This window comes from Planosporangium thailandense (assembly GCF_011947195.1).
GTDB classification, from domain to species: Bacteria; Actinomycetota; Actinomycetes; order Mycobacteriales; family Micromonosporaceae; genus Planosporangium; species Planosporangium thailandense.
Window position 1 is genome coordinate 36,036 of record NZ_JAATVY010000036.1, and the last position, 18,759, is coordinate 54,794.

The window sequence follows — 18,759 nt, forward strand, 5'->3', positions numbered from 1 at the left end:
GTGGATCTCCCTGATGGACGATGTGTGACCTAGGCCGGGACGGGCAGCGGGGCCGACGCCGGGCTGTCGGTCGAGTGGCCTGGGAACAGCTGGGCATCGGGGTCGAGGTGCACCGCGGCGTTGTTGACGGCGGTGGCCACCTCACCGAAGCCGACCGCGATCAGGCGGACCTTGCCGTCGTAGTCGGCGATGTCGCCGGCGGCGAAGATGCCGGGCACGTTGGTGCGCATCGCGGAGTCGACGACGAGGTGGCGGTTGTCGTGCAGGTCGAGGCCCCATTCACGCAGCGGTCCGAGGTTGGCGGTGAAGCCGAGGGCCGCGACGAGCCTGTCGCACGGCAGTATGCGCGGGCTCTCCTCGCCGGTCACGCTGATCTCTACCCGTTCGAGCCGGCCGTCGCCATGGGCCGCGGTGACCTGGGCGTTGGTAATTATGTCCACAGAGGATGCCTTGAGTTGCTCGACCGAGCCGTGGTGGGCCCGGAACGCGGCGCGACGGTGCACCAGCGTGACGCTTTTGGCGATCGGCTCGAGCATGAGGGCCCAGTCCACCGCGCTGTCGCCCCCGCCAACGATCACCACGTTCTTGGCGACGTAGTCGGCGCTGTCCGGTACGAAGTACTCCAGGCCCCGGCCGAGGAACTCCTCACCGGCCGGCAGCGGGCGCGGTGTGAAGGTGCCGATGCCTCCGGTGACCACGATCGCCCCGGCGGTGATCTCGGTGCCGGCGCTGGTCTTGACCTTGAGCAGGTCAGGCCGCCCGTCCCGGGGCACGCGGTCGAGCTGCTGTGCCTCCTGGCCCAGCAGGTACACGGGGTCGTACGGCGCGGCCTGCTCCACGAGGTTGATGATGAGCCGCCGTCCGGAGACCGCGGGGAACCCGGCGATGTCGAAGATCTGCTTCTCCGGGTACATCGCGCTGACCTGGCCACCGACCTGGCTCAGCGAGTCGACGACCGCTGTCCTGAGGCCCCGGACGCCGGCGTAGTAGGCACCGAAGAGGCCGACCGGCCCGGCTCCGACGATGAGCACGTCGACGTCGAGGGAACTCATCCGCCCGCTCCTTGCACGACGGTGGACTGCTGATCTGTCGCGAGGTCCGTCACGAGTTCGCGGACCCGGAAGCGCTGGAGCTTGCCGGTGGCGGTCTTGGGCAGCACGTCGACGAAAACGACCTGCCTGGGCCGCTTGAACGCGGCAAGCCCGTCGCGGCACCACTGGACGAGTTCCTCGGCGGTGACCTCACCGCGGGCGACGACACACGCGACCGGTTTGTCGAGACCGTAGGCGTCCGTGACGCCAACGACGGCCACCTCGGCGACCGCTGGGTGTTCCAGCAGGCGGCTTTCGACCTCGGCCGGCGACACCCAGATGCCGCCCGCCTTGAGCAGGTCGTTGCTGCGGCCCATGCACGTGTAGAAGCCGTCCGGCGAGCGCACGTAGGTGTCGCCGGTGTTGAGCCACTCCCCCGCAAACACGGTGCGGCTGGCGCCGGCCCGGCGCCAGTAGCCGAGGGCGATCGATTCTCCACGCACGTACAGCGCGCCGGGCTCGCCGTCGGCCACGCGCGCGCCCGTACCGTCGCGAAGCTCGATGTCGTAACCGGGAACCGGGCGGCCGGTGGTGCCGGGGCGGACCTCGCCGGGTCGGTTGGACACGAAGATGTGCAGCGCCTCGGTGGAGCCGATGCCGTCGATGATCTCGACGCCGAAGCGCCGGGTGAAGTTCTGCTGCAGCGGCGTGGGCAGCGGCTCCCCGGCAGAGGTGCCCAGCCGTACGGAAACGAAGGTGTCGTCGGGCAGGTCGCTGCCGAGCAACGCCGCGTAGAAGGTGGGGACGCCGAAGAACAGGGTCGGCTTGTCGGCGGCCATCCGCTCCGCGGTCACGGCGGGCGTCGGTCGGCGCGGCTCGAGCACTGTCGAGGCTCCCACGGACAGCGGGAAGAACATCGAGTTGCCGATGCCGTAGGCGAAGAAGAGCTTGGCGATGGAGAAGCAGACGTCATCCGGCCGGATGCCCAGGACCTGCCGGCCGTAGGTTTCGCAGACGTATCGGATGTTGGCGTGGCGGTGCATGGCCCCCTTCGGCGATCCGGTGGTGCCGGAGGTGTAGAGCCACAGTGCCCAGACGTCTTCTCCGGTGACGGCGGGCTCGCGCCATTGCTGCGGTTCCCGCTTACCCGCCGCTACCAGCTCGGCCCAGGTCCAGGACGTGACGCCGGCGGGAGCCGCGAGCACCGTGTCGCCGTCGCACACCAGGTGCCGCAGTTCAGGCGCAGCGGCGACCGCCTGCTGGACCTGCGGCGCGTACTCGGTGCTCGCCACCACCACCGCGGCACCGGAGTCGGCGATGATCTGGCCGAGCTCGTTGGCTCCCAGCATCGTGGACACGGGCACGGCCACGAACCCGCCGCAGAAGGCGGCGAGGATGCCAGCGAAGAGGGGAATGTCGTCGTTGGCGACGAACAGGACGCGGTCGTCGCGGCGCAGACCCAGAGCGCGCAGGGCTGCGGTGACGGTCCCGACGAGGTCCTCCAGCTCCGCATAGGTGAGCGTGACCGCACCCCTGCGGACCGCCACCCGGTCACCGCGGCCGTCACACACGTGGCGGTGGACGAGCCAGGCACCGGCGTTGAACTCTGTATCCCTCATGGCAGCTCCTCGCCTAACGGCTCGTCGCCCGCATCCGCGAACGCGCCGTGCTCGTGGATGCGCGCGAACGTGCGGTGCTCGTCGATTCGCTCACTCATGGTCAGACCCGCTTGAGGTCGTAGTCGCCCTTGCGGCCGCTGCCGTAGCGGCGCAGGGCGCCGTCAGGACCGGACGCGTTCGGGCGGATGAAGATCCAGTTCTGCCAGGCGGTGAGGCGCCCGAAGATCTTTGTCTCCAGCGTCTCCGGGCCGACGAAGCGGTGGTTGGCCTCCATGCCGGTCAGCGCGTCCGGGGACAGCGAGGCGCGCTCCTCCAGCACGATGCGCAGCTCGTCTTCGAAGTCGATGTCGTCGAGGGCCATGGTGACCAGGCCGAGCTCGACCGCTGCGGCGGCGTCGAGCGACTCGCCGATCCTGGCGCGGACTGCGGCGAGTCCGCTCTCGTCACCCCAGAAGCGCGACTGCAGCCGGGACAGGCCGTTGCCCATCGGGAGGTCGCCGTCGTTCGACTCGCTCAGCCGGATGGTGGCCGGATCGGCGTCGGAGTCGCGGTCGGTGTAGACGCCCTCCAGCATGTACTGCCGGTCGGCGGCCAGCGCCAGCTCGAGCAGCAGGCCGACGAACGCCGTGCCCGGGTCGATGACGGCGATGAGGCTGCGGCTGGTCACGTCGAGGCGCTTGAGGGTGCGCTTGTAGTAGTGCCGCACCTCGTTGACGAACCAGTCGTCCGCCAGCTCCCGCAGCTGGGCGTCGTAGGCCATCACCCGCTCGGCGTCGCCGACCGCGCGCAGCACCCAGATTCCGAGCTCCAGTTCGTTGGTGCGCAGGTGCAGGATGAGGTCGTCCAGCGCGCGGGTCACGGCGAGCGGCCAGTAGTCCACGCCCTGGGCGAGCACCGCTGCGGCGTCGGCCGGCGGGGCCCCGTTCGGACCTTCGACGGTGATCTCGACGCGGTGGGTCGAACGATCCACCGTCGCCGAAACGTAGGGGTAGGTGATGGTGTCACCGGAGTCCCTGCGGTCCAGCGGCGTCAGCGTCACCCCGGTGGCCCCGGAGGGGCGCTTCGACGACGTCGCCGCCTCCCGGGCGCGGCGGGCGATCTCGGCGTCGAAGGCGTTGCGCGGCACGGTCGCGTCCACCAGACCCCACTCGACGGCCGTGCTGCCCCGGTAGCCCTCGGCCTTGGTGGCGAACAGGTCCGCACGGTCCTTGCGGACGTGGCGCTTGTCCACGACGCGGGTCAATCCACCGGTACCGGGGAGCACGCCGAGCAGCGGCACCTCGGGCAGGGACACTGCCGAGGAACCGTCGTCGACGAGGACGATCTGGTCGCAGGCGAGCGCCAGCTCGTACCCGCCGCCGGCAGCGGTGCCGTTGAGCGCGGCGATCCAGGTCTGGCCGGAGTTCTCGGTGGCGTCCTCGATGCCGTTGCGGGTCTCGTTGGTGAACTTGCAGAAGTTCACCTTCCAGGCATGGGAGGACTGGGCCAGCATCCTGATGTTGGCGCCGGCGCAGAACATCCGGTCCAGGCCGCCCGTCATCACGACCGCCTTGACCTCCGGGTGCTCGAACCGCAGCCGCTGGACAATGTCGTACAGCTCGATGTCGACCCCGAGGTCGTAGGAGTTCATCTTGAGCTCGTAGCCGGGGACCAGTCCACCCTGCTCGTCGACGCGCAGTGTGACGGTGGCGACCTCTCCGTCCACCTTGAGCTTCCAGTGGCGGTAGCGATCTGGCGAGGTCACGAAGTGAACCGCTGGAGGCCTCACCGGTGACGCCTCCGCACTCGCCGCGCTCCGCAAAGTTTCAGGACTCTCGGTGACAGTCAATGTGCACTCCGTGGGCGATGGATCGATTGAGGGTTCCGCCCTTCATATTCGACGTATCCTCAGTGATGCGTCAAGACTTTGTAGTATGTATGGGTGGCCCACTTTTCATGCGGAACCGGTCCGCACCCTTTACCGACAGGTGCGACCTAACCTGGAAGAATGCGCGTCACGAAAATGTCGAACGACAGGAGAGCAGACGTGGCCTCGCGCCCACCGCGCACGGCGACCGGCCGGGCCGCCGAGACGACAGAACGCCAACGCGAGAAGGTGTCTGCCAGCGCACGCTCGATCCTGCTGACGATCCTCGGCGAGTTCGTGCTTCCGCGTGGGGGCGAGGTCTGGACGGGCACGCTGGTCGACGCGCTCGGCGCCCTGGATATCGAGGAGAAGTCCGCGCGGCAGGCCCTTGCCCGCACCGCCGCCGAGGGCCTGCTCACCTCGACTCGGCACGGCCGGAAGGTGCGCTGGAACCTGACACCCGCCGGTGACCGGCTACTGCGGGAAGGCACCGACCGCATCTACGGCTTCATGCGCGGGCCGCACGCGTGGGACGGCCGCTGGCTCGTCCTCACCGTCGGCGTACCGGAGACCCAGCGCCAGCTCCGCCACCGCCTGCGCACCCGACTGACCTGGCTCGGTCTGGGCTCGCCCGCCCCCAGTCTGTGGGTGGTGCCCGACGCGTCGAAGGAGGCCGCGGTCCGTGACATCATCCGCGAACTGGATCTTTCCGACCGTGCGTACGCCTGGACGGGCCCGTCCGCCGGAATCGGCGACGCCGCCAAGCTCATCACGGACGCCTGGGATCTCGACGATGTGGAGAAGCGGTATCTGAGCTTCATCGAACGCTTCGAGGGGCTGACGGTGTCGTCGGGCCGGGAGGCGTTCGTCAACCAGGTACTACTCATCCAGGAGTGGCGACGCTTCCCGTTCCTCGACCCTGACCTCCCCGCCGAACTGCTCGACCACGACTGGCCGGGGCCGCGGGCGGCGGCCGCCTTCCACAACCTGCACGACCGGTGGCACCGGCGCGCCCAGGACGAGTGGAACCGCATGGACGACAGCGCGGCCGCCCGGAACTGACCCGTCGCGGGCGGCATAGCCGGCGAACACGCCCGCCGCGGGCGAACCGACCGCCCCCCGGCGCCACCATCGGCACAGGGGGGCGAGACACAGCGGCAGGGTCAGACGAGCCCTTCCTCGGCCAGGTGGACGTAGTCGAACTCGACCGGCTGGTCGTTGATGCCGGTCTGCGGCGGGGCGATCCAACCGGCGAACTTGCCGTACTCGTACTCGGGGACCATGAGAGCCGCCACGTTCTCGCGATCCTGCGGTGTGGGCAGCCACTCGCCGACCCGGGCCTGCCAGGTGGCCTCGTCGACGACCTCGCCCTGCGGGGTGACCCGGTGCCCGGCGTAGCCGCCGACCTTGCGGTTGAAGCCCTCGTGCGGCAGGTACAGCCGCTCGTCGAGGCCCGCGTCCTCGAGCGCCTGGTTCCAGCGGCGGACGCCGTTGGCGCAGTCGGCGACGTACTCGTCGCGCAGGTCGAGGTTGAGCGCGCTCAGCATCGGCACGGTCTTGGTCCTGATCTGGCCGTCTTCGACGTAGCGCATATCGCGGGTGGCGTCGAGCAGCACGTGGTCGTCCTTGCGCCGGGTCTCCATCCAGCGGCCCTTGAGCCCGGAGGTGTAGTAGTTGCCGGCGTTGGTCGACTGCTCGGACCCGAACAGGTCCATCGAAACTGAGAACTGGAAGTTGAGGTACTTCTGGATCACGTCCAGCGGAATGCCGCCGTGCGGGAAGATGTCGGCGGTGCCGTGCATCTTCATGAGCTCGGCGGTGCGCTCCACGGTCCGCTGCACGCCGGTGGTGCCCACGAACATGTGGTGGGCCTCCTCCTTGAGCATGAACTCGCAGGTGCGCGCCAGCGGGTCGAAGGCCGACTCCTTGAGCGTGCCGAGCTGGTACTTGCCGTCGCGGTCGGTGAAGTACGTGAACATGAAGAACTGCAGCCAGTCGGTGGTCTCCTCGTTGAACGCGCCGAGGATGCGCGGCGCGTCGAGGTCGCCGGAGTTGCGCTTGAGCAGCTGCTCGGCCTCCTCGCGGCCCTCCCGGCCGAAGTAGGCGTGCAGCAGGTAGACCATCGCCCACAGGTGGCGCCCCTCCTCCACGTTGACCTGGAAGAGGTTGCGCAGGTCGTAGATGCTCGGCGCGGTACGGCCGAGGATGCGCTGCTGCTCGACCGAGGCGGGCTCGGTGTCGCCCTGCACGACGATCAGCCGCATCAGGTCGGCCCGGTGCTCGCCCGGGACCTCCTGCCAGGCCGGCTCGCCCTTGTGCTTGCCGAAGTTGACCTTGCGGTCGGGGTCGCGCTCGGCGAGGAAGATGCCCCAGCGGTACTCGTCCATGGGTACGTGGTCGAAGTGTGCCCAGCCGTCCCGGCCGACGGCGATGGCCGTGCGCAGGTAGACGTCCTTGGTCGGCAGGGCCGGCCCGAGCTGCTTCCACCAGTCGAGGAACTTCGGCTGCCACCCTTCGAGCGCGCGCTGCAGGCGCCGGTCGCCGGCGAGGTCGACGTTGTTGGGGATGCGCTCGCTGTAGTCCACCCGGCTGAGCGGCCCGGTAGGGGTGGGAGCGGCGCCGGTACGAGAGTCGATGCTCATCGTTGCTCTCCTGTCTCTGGAGGTACGAAAAGTTCTACAATAAATTGACGCTGGTACACCAATGGGTCGGATATCATCCGATCGCCGCGATCGCCTCAAGGACAGCGGGGCCGCCCTGTACGGCGGTGCGCTGAAGGTGGGCGTAGACGGCCCGCAGGCCGCCCTCCTCTTCGCCGCCACCGGCGCGGCCTGGCCCGCCGTGGACGAGCTGGGGCATCGGGGTGCCGTGTCCGGTGGACTCCCCCGCGCTGTCGCGGTCGAGTACGAGGATGCGGCCGTGATGGGCGGCCGCCCCGAGCACGACCTCGCGGACGAAGTCCCGGTCGTGGGAGACGACCGATCCGGCCAGGGATCCCTCGCCGCGAGCCACCAGGTCGAGCAGGTCTCCGACGCCGTGGTACGGCAGGAGCGTGCTCACCGGCCCGAACGCCTCCACCTCGTGGGGCTCCGGGCGGGCCACGTCGTCCACCCGCACCAGCAGCGGTGAGAGGAACGCGCCGCGCTCGGCGTCGGCGCCCACCACGTCGACCTTGTCCGGGTCTCCGTACACGATGGACCCGGCCGAGGCGAGCCGCGCGGCCGCGGCCCGCACGTCGTCACGCTGGGCGAGGCCGACAAGCGCGCCCATGGTCACGCCGGGCGCCCCCGGCGCGCCGACGACCACCGCCGCGAGCCGGGCCTCGACGGCCTGCGACACGGCGTCGATCAGATTCGCCGGTACGAACGCGCGGCGGATCGCGGTGCACTTCTGCCCGGCCTTGACCGTCATCTCGGTGACGAGGGCGTCGGCGAACAGCTCGAACTCCGGCTGTCCCGGTACGGCGTCGGGGCCGAGGATCGCGCAGTTGAGTGAGTCGGCCTCGGCGTTGAAGCGCGCGGAGCGGACGGTGATCGCCGGGTCGGTCCGCAGCCGGGCGGCCGTGGCCGCCGATCCGGTGAACCCGATGTGGTCCTGGCCGCCGAGCAGGTCGAACACGCCGGAGATGCCGCCGCTGACGAGTTGGAGCGCGCCCGGCGGAAGCGCACCCGACTCCTCGATGATCCGCACGGCGTGCGCGGCGATGTACGCCGTCGGAGTCGCCGGCTTGACGACGGTCGGCAGCCCGGCGAGCAGCGCGGGGGCGAGCTTCTCCAGCATGCCCCAGACCGGGAAGTTGAACGCGTTGATCTGCAGCGAGATCCCGCGCGGGGTGGTCAGGATGTGCCGGCCCGCGAACGTGCCGCCCTTGCCCAGCGGCACCGGGTCGTCCTCGACGATCAGCGTGTGGTCGGGCAGGCCCTTGCGGCCGAGGCTGGCGTAGACCAGCGCGGTGCCGATGCCTCCGTCCACATCGACGGCTGCGTCGCGCCGCGTCGCGCCGGCCCGCGCCGACAGGTCGTACAGCTCCTCCTTGCGCTCCTGCAACGCCATCGCGACCGACTTGAGCACGGCGGCCCGCTGGGGGAAGGTGAGTTCGCCGAGCGCCGCCAGGCCGGTCCGGCGCGCGTGCGCCACGGCCGCGGCGAGGTCGAGCCCCTCGCTGCTGACCCGGGTGACGAGCTCGCCCGTCACGGCGTCGGCGACCGGGGTCGCCTCGCCGCCACCACTGCGCCAGGTGCCCTCGAGGTAGCTCGGCAACGTCTCGATGCTCACGATTCGCTCCAGTCGTAGAAGCCCTTGCCGGTCTTGCGGCCCAGATGGCCCTGCTCGACGAGGTGTACGAGCAGCTCCGGCGGGGCGAACCGGGGGCCGAGCTCGCGTTCGAGATACCGCGCGATGCCCAGACGTACGTCGAGGCCGACGAGGTCGGTCAGCCGCAGCGGCCCGGTCGGGTGGCCGTACCCGAGCGTCATCGCGGCGTCGATGTCCTCGGCGGAGGCGACACCGGACTCGACCATGCGGATCGCCTCGAGCCCGAGGGTGACGCCGAGCCGGCTGCTGGCGAAACCGGGAGCGTTCCGGACGACCACGGCGGCCTTGCCGATCGCCTCCACCCACCTGACCGCGCGGTCGCGCAGCGCCGGATCGGTGGCGGCCGCGATGACCACCTCGACGAGCCGGCTCGCGGGTACGGGGTTGAAGAAGTGCAGTCCGAGGAAGCGCTCGGGCCGGGCCAGCGCTTCGGCGAGGGTGTCGAGCGAGATGCTGCTGGTATTGGAGGCGATGACGGCGCTCGCGTCCACCGCGTCCTCGACGGCGCGCAGCGTGACCAGCTTGAGGTCGAGATCCTCGGGCACGGCCTCGATCACCAGGCCGCATCCGGCGAGCTCGGCGTGGCCGGTTACCGGGGTCAGGCGGGACATCACCGCGTCCGCGTCATCGACCACACCCCGCTCGGCGCTGCCGTCGACCGCGCGGGCCACCCGGTCCCGAGCGGCGGTCGCGGCCTCCCCGTCGCGCTCCATCAGCGTGACTCCGCAGCCCGCGAGGAGCAGGGCGTGGGCGATCCCGGCCCCCATGCGCCCGCCGCCGACCACCCCGCAACGGTCCGGCAGTGCGGCAGTCTCTGTCACCGCAGGCCTCCCGTCGCGTCGACGACGGCCCCCGTGACCCACCCGGCCTCCTCGCCGCAGAGCATGAGCACCGCCCCGGCGACGTCATCGGGGGTCCCGAGCCGCCGCATGGCGTTGGAGCCGGCCATGGCGTCGATGGCCCGGGGAGACGTCGTCTCGCGCAGCATCGCGGTGTCGGTGGCCCCGGGGCGTACGACATTGACGGTGATGCCCCGTGCCGCCACCTCCTTGGCCGTCACCCTGGCCGCGGCCTCCAGACCCGCCTTGGCCGCGGCGTACGTGCTGTGCCTGGTCGGGGCGAGCGCGGCGGCCACGCTGGAGAGCAGGACGACGCGGCCCCCGTCGGCCACCCGACGCGCGGCCTCGCGCAGCGCCAGCAGCGCGGATCGCAGGTTCAGGGCCAGCGACGCGTCGATGGTCTCCTGGGTGATCTCGGTGATCCGGGGGAAGTCCCAGCCGCCGACGCAGTGGACGACCACGCCCAGCGGGCCGAGCGCCTCGGCCGCGTCGAACGCGGCGACGACGCCCTCCTCGGTGGTGGCATCGGACTTGACCAGCGCGACCACTCCGCCGTCCGCGAGGATCTCCACAGCAAGGGACTCGGCGCGCTCGGGGTGGTTCAGGTAGCCGATGGCGACCGCGTGGGTCCGGGCCAGCCGGCGGCTCACCGCGGCACCGATACCGCCCGCTCCACCGAGCACCAAGGCGCTGGACGCGGTCATGACCGTTCCTCGCTCAGACGTACGTGCACACCCTCAACTTGCCACATTTTCATTACGTAACGGAAGGCGTGCGTAGCAAAATTTTGGCGGGCCGGCCCCGACGTCTCATCGGCCAGCACGGAACGACCGCACTGCGGGTTTAGCGTCAGACGACCGCTCGGCGCCACGAGAACGCGGACGTCCGGACGCGCCACGACAAAGAATTCTGCTACGTGACATACATGAAAGCACCAACAACTTGTAGTGCTTGTCGACACCGCAGCGACTCCGGGCAGAGCCGGAACTGCCCCGCGCAGCCATTGAAGGGGGCAACATGCGGGGAGGCTCGGTGACACGTACGGTGGACTAGCGGTGCCGTGACGGAATCGCCACGATCAGGCGATCGAACTCGCCGGCCAGACAGGGAGCCGGGCTGCGCCCGGAGAATGGTCTTCATCCGCTCGGTCGGCCGCTCGATGGTCGCGACGGCGAAGTGGTCCGGGTTCCAGGCGGCGTGCAGGGCCACGTACAGCGGGTCGGCGGTCGGGTCGCACTGATCCTTGATGACGACGTCGTAGGTGCCGAACCGCGGGTAATCGGTGACGACGCCCACGGGCTCAGCGACCGCGAGCGGGCGGTGGCCCGGCTCGTCGTCGCCGGGCACCGACCGGTAGATCGCCACGGCCCGGTGGCCGTCCCCGCACACCCGTCTCCGACCGCCTGAAGAAGGCGTTCGGCAAGCTCGGTATCACCAACCGGGCCGAGCTGATCGCGCGGCTGTTCTTCGACCGCTAACCTGCCGCGGGAGGTCGAGAACGTGCGTCACCGGAAAGATCCTCCGGCGGGAGCTGCGTCCACCAACAACGCGATGACCTCCAACGCGGTGTCGATTCGGGTCTGCTCATGGCCGAGCAGATGCGCGTACATGAACGAGTCCGCGACGCGCACGATCGCCTGCGCCATGACATCGGCGGGAACGCGCAGCTGGAGGTGCCCGGCTTCGATCTCCTCGCGGAGCATCGCGGCGATGAGTTCGGTGGAGCGCTGCTCGATCGGCCCCGGGGCGGTGGCGACCCGGATGTAGAGCACCGGGTCCCGGGCGATGAAGCGCTTGAGCGGCTCGGTGGCGAGCACCGCGTGCATGAACCGGTTGAGCACCGCGAGCACCCGCGCGGGGCCGCGCTCGCGGACACCTGCGGACGCCTCGCGGTAGGTACGCTCGGTGCGCCCGGCCAGCACCAGTCCCACCAGTCGCTCATGGTTGCCGACCCGGCGGTACAGCGTCGCCCTGCTCATACCGAGCTCGACGGCCAGTTCCGACATGTCGATCGGTTCACCACGCAGGTAGTGCCGGGTGGCAGCACCGATCACGTCGTCCACGCTCGGCACCGAACTGACCCGCGTCGCCCGATCGACGGCTCCGGCTTCGTCCACGGTCACCTGCCCATTGTCGCCATCCGCCATCCCGGCCTTGCCAGGCCAGCAGCGATGAGACAAAATCGATGCCTGTCTCAGCGTTTGACGGCCTGGAGGCAAGGATGCCCACCGCAACGGTCAACGGGACGACACTGAGCTACGACGACACCGGCCCGCGCAACGGCGTCGCACTGGTCTTCAGCCACTCGCTGTTTTTCAACCGCAGCATGTTCCGGCACCAGGTGGAGCGCTTCGCAGCCGACTACCGGGTGGTCGGGTACGACCACCGCGGCCAGGGCGGCAGCGCGCCGGCGCCGCTGGAGTCCCTGGACATGGACACTCTCACCGACGACGCGGCAGCGCTCATCGAACACCTCGACCTGGGACCCTGTCACTTCCTCGGCAACTCGATGGGCGGGTTCGTCGCCCTGCGCCTGGCCGCCCGGCGGCCCGAACTGCTGCGCTCGGCGGTCGCCCTGGGCTCCTCGGCCGAAGAGGAACACAAGCTCGCCGAGTTCGGCCCGCTGGTCGAGCACTTGCGGCGGCACGGCACCACCGACGTCATCGACACGCTGATGTACATCATGCTCGGTGACGCCAGCTTGAGCGACCCGGCGAAGGAGGAGCTGCGCCGGGAATGGCGTGCGTACATGCTCAACCTGCCACCCGCGATCGGGGACGCCGCGTACGGCGTGATCCACCGCAAGAGCATCGTCGACGAACTCGGCGGCGCGACCGTACCGGTGCTGGCCGTCGCCGGCGCGGAGGATCACGCCTACCCGCCGCCGCTGTCGTCGCAACGCATCGCCGGCGTGGTCCCGGGCGGTCGGTGCGTCACCGTGCCGCACGCCGGTCACTCCGTCGCGCTGGAACAGCCAGCGGCCGTCAACGAACACCTGGCGCGACACTTCGCCGCCGTGGACCAGGACTGAAGGGGCCGATCCCGACGAGCCGCATCCGGCATCTGCGAGCCGGACCGCATCGACGCCTGGCGGCCGGTCAGCGGCAACGGACGGGTGACCGCCGCGCACGGAGCGACAACGGTGAACGTGTCGGCCCCATCAGTTGTTCGCGTCGCTCGATGCCACGCCAACATGGCAAACCCGCCGCACGACCCGAGTTGTATTCCACGAGGAGGAAGCCCGGTGCCCCAAGCCAGTAGCAACGGCATCCAGATCGAGTACGACAGCTTCGGCGACCAGGCCGACCCCGCACTTGTCCTCATCATGGGGTACGCCGCCGCGATGGACTGGTGGGACGAGGAATTCTGCCAACTGCTCGCCGGTCGAGGCTTCTTCGTGGTCCGGTTCGACAACCGGGATGTCGGCCGGACAACGCACTTCACCGGGGTCGAACCGGACCTCGAAGCGATCATGAAGGGCGATGCGGCTTCGCGGGCCTACACGGTCGACGACATGGCCGACGACGTCGTCGGGCTGTTGGACACGCTGGGCATCGAGCAGGCGCACATTGTCGGCGCCTCGATGGGCGGCATGATCGCGCAAATGGTCGCGATCCGTCACCCCGACCGGGTACTGAGCCTGACCTCGATCATGTCGACGCCCGGCCCGTTGCCGTCGCCGGGCGACCCTCAACTCGCCGCCATCGGCGAAGCGCTGGCCGACCGGGGTGGTCGGGACGCGACCATCGACCATGAGGTGGAGCTTCGCCGCATGCTCGCCGGCAGCGGCCACCCGTTCGACCCGGTGCGGGCCCGGCGGTGCGCCACCCGGGAGTGGGACCGCGATCCCCACCACGACCGCGGCGGGGTGCGGCGGCAACTGGCCGCGATGGCCACCGCCGGCAATCGGCACGTAGCGCTGGCCGGGGTACGGGCGCCAGTCCTGGTCCTGCACGGCGCCGACGACCCGGTCGTGCCGGTCGAGTCGGGTGAGGAGACGGCGGCCGCGGTACCGGGTGCGACGCTCATGGTCCTGCCCGGCGTGGGACACGAGCTTCCCACACAAGTGTGGCCGCAGGTCGCCGACGCCATCGCCGCCAACGCCGCACGGGCGACCACCGCGCGCCACCAACTTGATCTTTAGACTGTGCGTCGCGACCGGGAATTGGGACGTCATCGGCGGGCGAGCCGATCCGCCGCACCCCTTCCCTGGACTCAAGATCCAGCGTCAGGGGTGTCCACACCTCCGGGGGGGAAGCCCACGACATCGCCATCCCAGCTGAGCGGACACAACCGAGTTCCACGAGCAACATCCTGCCCAAGGTCACGAGGCGATCCGCACCACCGAGACCCGCCGGCCTCGCGCGAGACCTGACTCGGTCCGAGGGTGTGCAGGCATGCTCAGTGAGCCGGACTACCACCCGAGTGACTCACGGGTCCACGCTGCCGATCATTTTTGAAGACCTTGTGGGATCGGTAACGGTCAGACATACCGGGGGCTGCGGCGAGCTACTCGAGACTCATCAGGTAACGGGCGGCTTGCTGCTGCGGCCAGCGGGCCAGCCGTGCGGCGATGCCGTCCAGCTGGTGGTCGTGGCCGGTAGCGAGGACGGTGACGTGAGACACCGTCTCCACTTCGCCGACGCGACCTGCTCTTCGGCACCGACGGCGCCCACTCCTGACCATGCTCTGGTCAACCGTTGGCGGTGCAGCCAGTCGGAATGTCCTGACTGACGGTTAGTGTGCCACCGACGTCCGCCGTGAGCACCTGAATGTACTGCCCCTGTCCGGCATAGCTGTCCGGCACGACCACCTGGACGGGTACGACGCGGTCTACCGTCGTCCACGTAGTACTGCCTCGGGCGGGACGCGCCACCCAACAAATGCCGGACAGGTTCCACACCGTCTCGTCCTGGGCAATCGTCGGTGCGGCCACGCCGCATCTGACGGTTATTGCCGGTTGTCCGTAAGCGGCGTTCTCCTCCCGACCTGTCGTCACGCTGCGTCGTTTCGCGTCGAGCATCGACTGCGGCAAGCGGGAAATGAACTTTCGACAGGCGGTCGATTCGTCCGGGGCCAGCGAACGCACGTCCATGGTGACCGGAGTGGTGGGAAGACTTTGCGGCTTGGTACCCGTCGTTCCTTGGATGTGTCGTTGACCGATGAGGACAAGCAAAATGCCGACGAGTATCGCCAAGGGAATGGCGACGATACTTGCGGCCAGTGCGGCTCCCCTGCTGGCACCACTGCCTTCCATCAAGCAGTTCTCCCTACCGCCACTTAGTCGGCGCTCATTTTGATATTGAGCGTACGCGATTTTATCTATGGGTCCACGGGCCTTCGTTCGCGGGTGCAGCCGAGGGCGATGGCGACCGGATGCACTACTCGAAAATTCCGACAAGACGCCATATAACCACCGCTTCGCCACGCGGTCGCGGGGACGCTACGCCACATGCGGCGACGGTGTCGGGTCGCCCGGATATGCGCCATCGAGAGACCTAGTGCCTGGTCATGAGGGCCGATCGGCATAGCCGACTAGCTCGCCAAGCCGATGCTCGCCAAGTCGATGCTCGCGAGGTCCACCTCGGACGGTGAATCAAAATACATTGACGCTTGACGCTGTACTTGGGCAGAATCGGTTCGCCGCGGTGATCGACTTCTATCAATCAATATACCAAAACGGGGTGCGGAGTGGTAAGGAAGATTGCGTCCATCGCTGTTTCATTCGCGAGCACAGCCGCGGTGGTTCTGTCGATATCGGGAACGGCAAGCGCCCAACCGTCGTCGTTCGGTGTCGTGCCGGCTGGTTCTACATCGTGCAACAGCACCACCCACGTCTACGATCCGCTGCTCGGCTGGCACCACAACATTCCGACGGTGGGAAGCGGCAGCTCCAACCACAACTGCGTTCTCGGCATCGGTAACCAGGGTTCGGCGGTCGTCGCCCTGCAGCAGAATCTGAACATCCGCTACAACTCCGGCCTGGTCGTCGATGGTGACTACGGGTCCAACACTGCCAACGCAGTGCGTCGGGTCCAGGCGATCCTGGGCATCGCGCAGGACGGTGTGTACGGTCCGCAGACCTGCTCTCGCATGTCGTGGTACTTCGAGGAGTCTCCCAGTAACTCCGGCACGTGGCACTGCTAATTGCTGGGCTGACCGGACCTGCGAGGCGCCGTTAACGGGAGTCTGCGGGAGGGTGGGTTTGGCCACGGTCACCCGCCGGCCCTTTTGCCCCGGCCGCGTACCTCCATCGGCCTGGCAACACCTCCCTGGAATTCCGACGCCTCGGCCTACCCGCGTTACCGACGCCGGTAGGCCGAGGCGTACCGGTGGCCGATACCGGCTCTTCGAATCGGCCGCAACCGGCCGCCGTCCCGGAAGCGCAGTTGCTGGTCCCGCTACTGTCCCGTACGGGCTTGCGTCTGATCCGTTCGTGGGTCAGGTCAACCACGGACCGGTCGGAGCGTGGGGCAGCAGCTGCACCGCCCGATGTGACCGCCGCGCGTTGTGGTGGCGGGCGTATACGCCGAGTCCTCGGCGTAGGTGCCGTTCGCCAAGGATGAGCATGCGGTCGGTGACCTCACTGCCACCCCGATCCGACCGTCCCGCTTGCGACGTGACCCCGCGGCGGCCTTGTCCCCCGATACGAACGAGCCACATAGAAGATCGCGTCACGAATGGTGCAGAGTTCTGGAAGCCGACAGGGTCGGCGGGCGGGTCAGGATTGGCGAATCGCTTCGCCCGCGATTTCGATGCGCACCTTCTTACCCACGAGGACACCGCCACTTTCGAGGGCCACGTTCCAGAGCAGGCCGTAGCTCTCACGGTCGATCTCCGCCGTTGCGCTGAACCCGAAGATGTCCTGCCCGTAGGGATCGCGCCGAGCGCCACCGAACTCCACCTGGAGATCGACCTGACGGGTGATCCCCTTGACTGTCAACTCCCCGGCGAGCACGAATCGTTCGGCCGTTCTGATGGGCTGCTGAGGGATGCTGACTTCACTTCTATAGCCTGGTCGATGGCTCTTCAGCCGAGCCCAGAAGAAGATCGGATCGTTGTTTTCCTGCCACTTGACGCCGGTGCTGCGGTACTCCAGCGTGGGGTACTGCTCCACATCAAGGAAGTCGGGGCTGCACAGGTGGGCGTCCCGTTCGGGGTTGCCGGTGTCGACGCTGGCCGCCTGGATGGTCGCGGTCACCGAGGAGTTCAGCGGGTCGTCAGCCACCTCGATTCGCGCGGTCGCCGCGGTGAACTCGCCGCGTACGGGACTGACCATCATGTGCCGGGCCAGGAAGCCGATCCGTTTGTGCGCCTGGTCGAGAAGGTAGGTGCCAGGAGCCGGGATGGTGATGCCGTTCCAGGTCCGTGTGGCGAAACCGGTCATCGTCGCGCCTCTCCCCACCCAAGTTGTTCCAGAACAGTGCTGAGCCCCGTACCGTGACTCCCACAGTCCGCACGCAAATAAGCGGACATCACGGGACTCATCCGATAAAGGCCGTGAGCATGGTATGTCCATGGTCTGCGAGCCGCCGACCGGACCCCGGTCGCGCGAAGAGCACGAGTTGTCCCCTGCGGTCGAGGTGGGCCGAACGCAGGTCCCAAGTCGCGGTCGTCGCCGCGCCCGGCTCACACGCCACCCGACCTGGCCAGCGCCATCTCGGTCGTCCCCGGTGCTCTCGCCCCGTTTCTCGCGGGATAGACGCTGGCGTGGTCGCGCAGGCGCCGGGAAGGGCGGATCGCCCAGTTCCCGCAGCCACGATCTGGACGTTCTGCCGCCGCGAGCCGGGGAGGACCTCACGGCGGCGAACCAGGAGGCACCCGATTCGTGCCTCATCTCGGTCCGAAGGGCTCGCAACGGCGTGGGTGAGCAACGGCGTGGGTGAGCAACGGCGTGGGTGAGCAACGGCGTGGGTGAGCAACGGCGTGGGTGAGCAACGGCGTGGGTGAGCAACGGCGTGGGTGAGCAACGGCGTCACCTGGCTTCGCTTCACGCTGGTGGCTGCTGTTCAGGCGTTCCCCCACCCGACCGTCAAGGCCGGGCGCCGACCGGGTCGGTCCCCTCACCCGATCCGCCAGCCTGCTACCGGGGCTCCCGGCAGCTACCCGCACCGCACTTGCACGGGCAATCGACGACGAGCGTGCGAACCAGGCGAACCTCCTTCAGCGTCGGCCTGCGGTCCGCAGGCATACGAAAAGCGCACCTTTGGCATGCTCTAGGCTGACTAGCGGAGATCGACACCGTCAAATCGCGCTATGTCGCCCATCCCCCGGGCGGTGCGCCGATCAGATCGGAGCGACGTGGGCTGTTCGCACACCGGAGAATGTCCGCTCTTCCCACTGCTCAACGAGAGCGTACGCAGCTGGCGGGAGCACTACTGCGACAGCGAGTACGGATGGCGGGACTGTGCTCGGTACCAGTTATCGACAACCGGCCAGTTGGTACCGATCACGCTCCTGCCGAACGGGGCCGACGCGCTACATCTGAGAGGCATTCCCGCAGCCGACGGATCTGACGTAGCCCAACCGGGGCGCGTCCCGACGCCGCAACCCGACCCGCGGCTCCCGTGGGCGTCCGCGCCCTGGTTCGAGCCGGCGCCGCCACCGGAGCCGGCGCCGGTCCCGGAGTTCCACCCGGCGCCGTCCGCTCGGATTCCGCACCCCTCCGGAGCGCCATCGGCCCGGCCGGGCGCACCCACACGGCGTCCGTGGTGGACCCGACTCGCAGATTGGATCACAGGTCCCGCATGAACGGTTACTGGCCCTGGTGGGCAGGCGCTGTCGGACTCGCCCTCGCCACCATCAACTACACCGTCACCACCGACCGCTCCCTGGGTGTGTCCTCCGCCTGGGAGCGCGTCCTGCACTGGCGCGCCGAACGCCGCATCGAAAGGCTCAACGCCCGGGTGACCGACGACCGGGTGCTCGTCGACGCGCTCGTGGCGGCCACCGCTGAGCAGTTCGGAGCCGGTCCGGCGCCAGCTGACCCGCGTTTCACCGCGCACCGCGACCCGCAGACGCCGGCCCAGGCCAGCCGGTTGACGGTGGACAAGAGAGCCTCGGTTGTGAACCTGCTCCCGGCACCTGTGGTCAGTCAGGCCGCCCTGCTA

Annotated in this window: 17 protein-coding genes; 5 read left to right on the forward strand and 12 right to left on the reverse strand. The window is 68.9% G+C overall.

The window, feature by feature from the left end; all coding sequences use genetic code 11:
• Positions 1-29 precede the first annotated feature (29 nt).
• The 3 genes from HC031_RS29260 to boxC all read right to left on the reverse strand — a co-directional run bounded on the left by HC031_RS29260 (position 30) and on the right by boxC (position 4,394).
• Positions 30-1,052 carry an NAD(P)/FAD-dependent oxidoreductase gene (locus HC031_RS29260; protein ID WP_167928675.1) on the reverse strand — a complete coding sequence of 341 codons (1,023 nt, stop codon included), beginning with the start codon at positions 1,050-1,052 and terminating at the stop codon, positions 30-32.
• A complete protein-coding gene (locus HC031_RS29265; protein WP_167928676.1) occupies positions 1,049-2,650 on the reverse strand; it encodes a benzoate-CoA ligase family protein in 1,602 nt (533 codons plus the stop codon). Before HC031_RS29265 ends, HC031_RS29260 begins: the two co-directional genes overlap by 4 nt.
• Before the next feature lie 100 nt (positions 2,651-2,750).
• Positions 2,751-4,394: a 2,3-epoxybenzoyl-CoA dihydrolase gene (gene boxC / locus HC031_RS29270; protein ID WP_167928677.1), complete on the reverse strand. Its 1,644-nt coding sequence runs from the start codon at positions 4,392-4,394 to the stop codon at positions 2,751-2,753.
• Between the two features lie 282 nt (positions 4,395-4,676).
• On the opposite strand from boxC, the gene HC031_RS29275 reads away from it, so the two are divergent.
• Positions 4,677-5,558, forward strand: a complete 882-nt coding sequence (locus tag HC031_RS29275) for a PaaX family transcriptional regulator (protein ID WP_338090890.1) — start codon at positions 4,677-4,679, stop codon at positions 5,556-5,558.
• Between the two features lie 101 nt (positions 5,559-5,659).
• Here HC031_RS29275 and boxB read toward each other — a convergent pair whose 3' ends face one another.
• From boxB to HC031_RS33625, 6 genes are all read right to left on the reverse strand, one after another.
• Entirely contained in the window at positions 5,660-7,138 is a 1,479-nt protein-coding gene (boxB, locus tag HC031_RS29280) for a benzoyl-CoA 2,3-epoxidase subunit BoxB (protein ID WP_167928678.1), read from the reverse strand.
• Between the two features lie 73 nt (positions 7,139-7,211).
• Positions 7,212-8,771, reverse strand: coding sequence for a phenylacetic acid degradation bifunctional protein PaaZ (gene paaZ, locus HC031_RS29285; RefSeq protein ID WP_167928679.1), 1,560 nt, complete (start codon positions 8,769-8,771; stop codon positions 7,212-7,214).
• Positions 8,768-9,613, reverse strand: a complete 846-nt coding sequence (locus tag HC031_RS29290; protein ID WP_205863398.1) for a 3-hydroxyacyl-CoA dehydrogenase family protein — start codon at positions 9,611-9,613, stop codon at positions 8,768-8,770. Before HC031_RS29290 ends, paaZ begins: the two co-directional genes overlap by 4 nt.
• A gap of 14 nt (positions 9,614-9,627) precedes the next feature.
• Complete coding sequence (locus HC031_RS29295) at positions 9,628-10,353, reverse strand: SDR family oxidoreductase (RefSeq protein WP_167928681.1); 726 nt, start codon at positions 10,351-10,353, stop codon at positions 9,628-9,630.
• Between the two features lie 208 nt (positions 10,354-10,561).
• Positions 10,562-11,014 carry a hypothetical protein gene (locus HC031_RS29300; protein ID WP_167928682.1) on the reverse strand — a complete coding sequence of 151 codons (453 nt, stop codon included), beginning with the start codon at positions 11,012-11,014 and terminating at the stop codon, positions 10,562-10,564.
• A 140-nt stretch (positions 11,015-11,154) separates the two neighbouring features.
• A complete protein-coding gene (locus tag HC031_RS33625; RefSeq protein WP_205863387.1) occupies positions 11,155-11,772 on the reverse strand; it encodes a QsdR family transcriptional regulator in 618 nt (205 codons plus the stop codon).
• Positions 11,773-11,870: 98 nt separating this feature from the next.
• Between HC031_RS33625 and HC031_RS29310 the strand changes: the two genes are divergently transcribed.
• Positions 11,871-12,680: an alpha/beta fold hydrolase gene (locus HC031_RS29310; protein ID WP_167928683.1), complete on the forward strand. Its 810-nt coding sequence runs from the start codon at positions 11,871-11,873 to the stop codon at positions 12,678-12,680.
• Between the two features lie 213 nt (positions 12,681-12,893).
• The gene (locus HC031_RS29315) at positions 12,894-13,793 is read left to right on the forward strand and encodes an alpha/beta fold hydrolase (protein WP_167928684.1); all 900 of its coding nucleotides are present in this window, start codon (positions 12,894-12,896) and stop codon (positions 13,791-13,793) included.
• A gap of 365 nt (positions 13,794-14,158) precedes the next feature.
• On the opposite strand, the gene HC031_RS34145 is transcribed toward HC031_RS29315, so the two are convergent.
• A complete protein-coding gene (locus HC031_RS34145) occupies positions 14,159-14,284 on the reverse strand; it encodes a hypothetical protein (protein WP_277349841.1) in 126 nt (41 codons plus the stop codon).
• Between the two features lie 58 nt (positions 14,285-14,342).
• Positions 14,343-14,906, reverse strand: a complete 564-nt coding sequence (locus tag HC031_RS29320; RefSeq protein ID WP_167928685.1) for a DUF3515 family protein — start codon at positions 14,904-14,906, stop codon at positions 14,343-14,345.
• Between the two features lie 485 nt (positions 14,907-15,391).
• Between HC031_RS29320 and HC031_RS29325 the strand changes: the two genes are divergently transcribed.
• The gene (locus tag HC031_RS29325) at positions 15,392-15,796 is read left to right on the forward strand and encodes a peptidoglycan-binding protein (RefSeq protein WP_167928686.1); all 405 of its coding nucleotides are present in this window, start codon (positions 15,392-15,394) and stop codon (positions 15,794-15,796) included.
• Positions 15,797-16,370: 574 nt separating this feature from the next.
• On the opposite strand, the gene HC031_RS29330 is transcribed toward HC031_RS29325, so the two are convergent.
• Entirely contained in the window at positions 16,371-17,036 is a 666-nt protein-coding gene (locus HC031_RS29330) for a YceI family protein (RefSeq protein WP_167928687.1), read from the reverse strand.
• Positions 17,037-18,396: 1,360 nt separating this feature from the next.
• On the opposite strand from HC031_RS29330, the gene HC031_RS32705 reads away from it, so the two are divergent.
• On the forward strand, positions 18,397-18,759 hold a 363-nt coding region (locus HC031_RS32705; RefSeq protein WP_205863388.1), incomplete at its 3' end, for a hypothetical protein.

Coding starts and splice junctions, on each gene's coding strand:
- HC031_RS29295 (WP_167928681.1), bottom strand. CDS start 10,353: ATGACCGCGTCCAGCGCCTTGGTGCTCGGTGGAGCGGGCGGTATCGGT.
- HC031_RS29320 (WP_167928685.1), bottom strand. CDS start 14,906: ATGGAAGGCAGTGGTGCCAGCAGGGGAGCCGCACTGGCCGCAAGTATC.
- HC031_RS29260 (WP_167928675.1), bottom strand. CDS start 1,052: ATGAGTTCCCTCGACGTCGACGTGCTCATCGTCGGAGCCGGGCCGGTC.
- HC031_RS29310 (WP_167928683.1), top strand. CDS start 11,871: ATGCCCACCGCAACGGTCAACGGGACGACACTGAGCTACGACGACACC.
- HC031_RS29330 (WP_167928687.1), bottom strand. CDS start 17,036: ATGACCGGTTTCGCCACACGGACCTGGAACGGCATCACCATCCCGGCT.
- HC031_RS29265 (WP_167928676.1), bottom strand. CDS start 2,650: ATGAGGGATACAGAGTTCAACGCCGGTGCCTGGCTCGTCCACCGCCAC.
- boxB (WP_167928678.1), bottom strand. CDS start 7,138: ATGAGCATCGACTCTCGTACCGGCGCCGCTCCCACCCCTACCGGGCCG.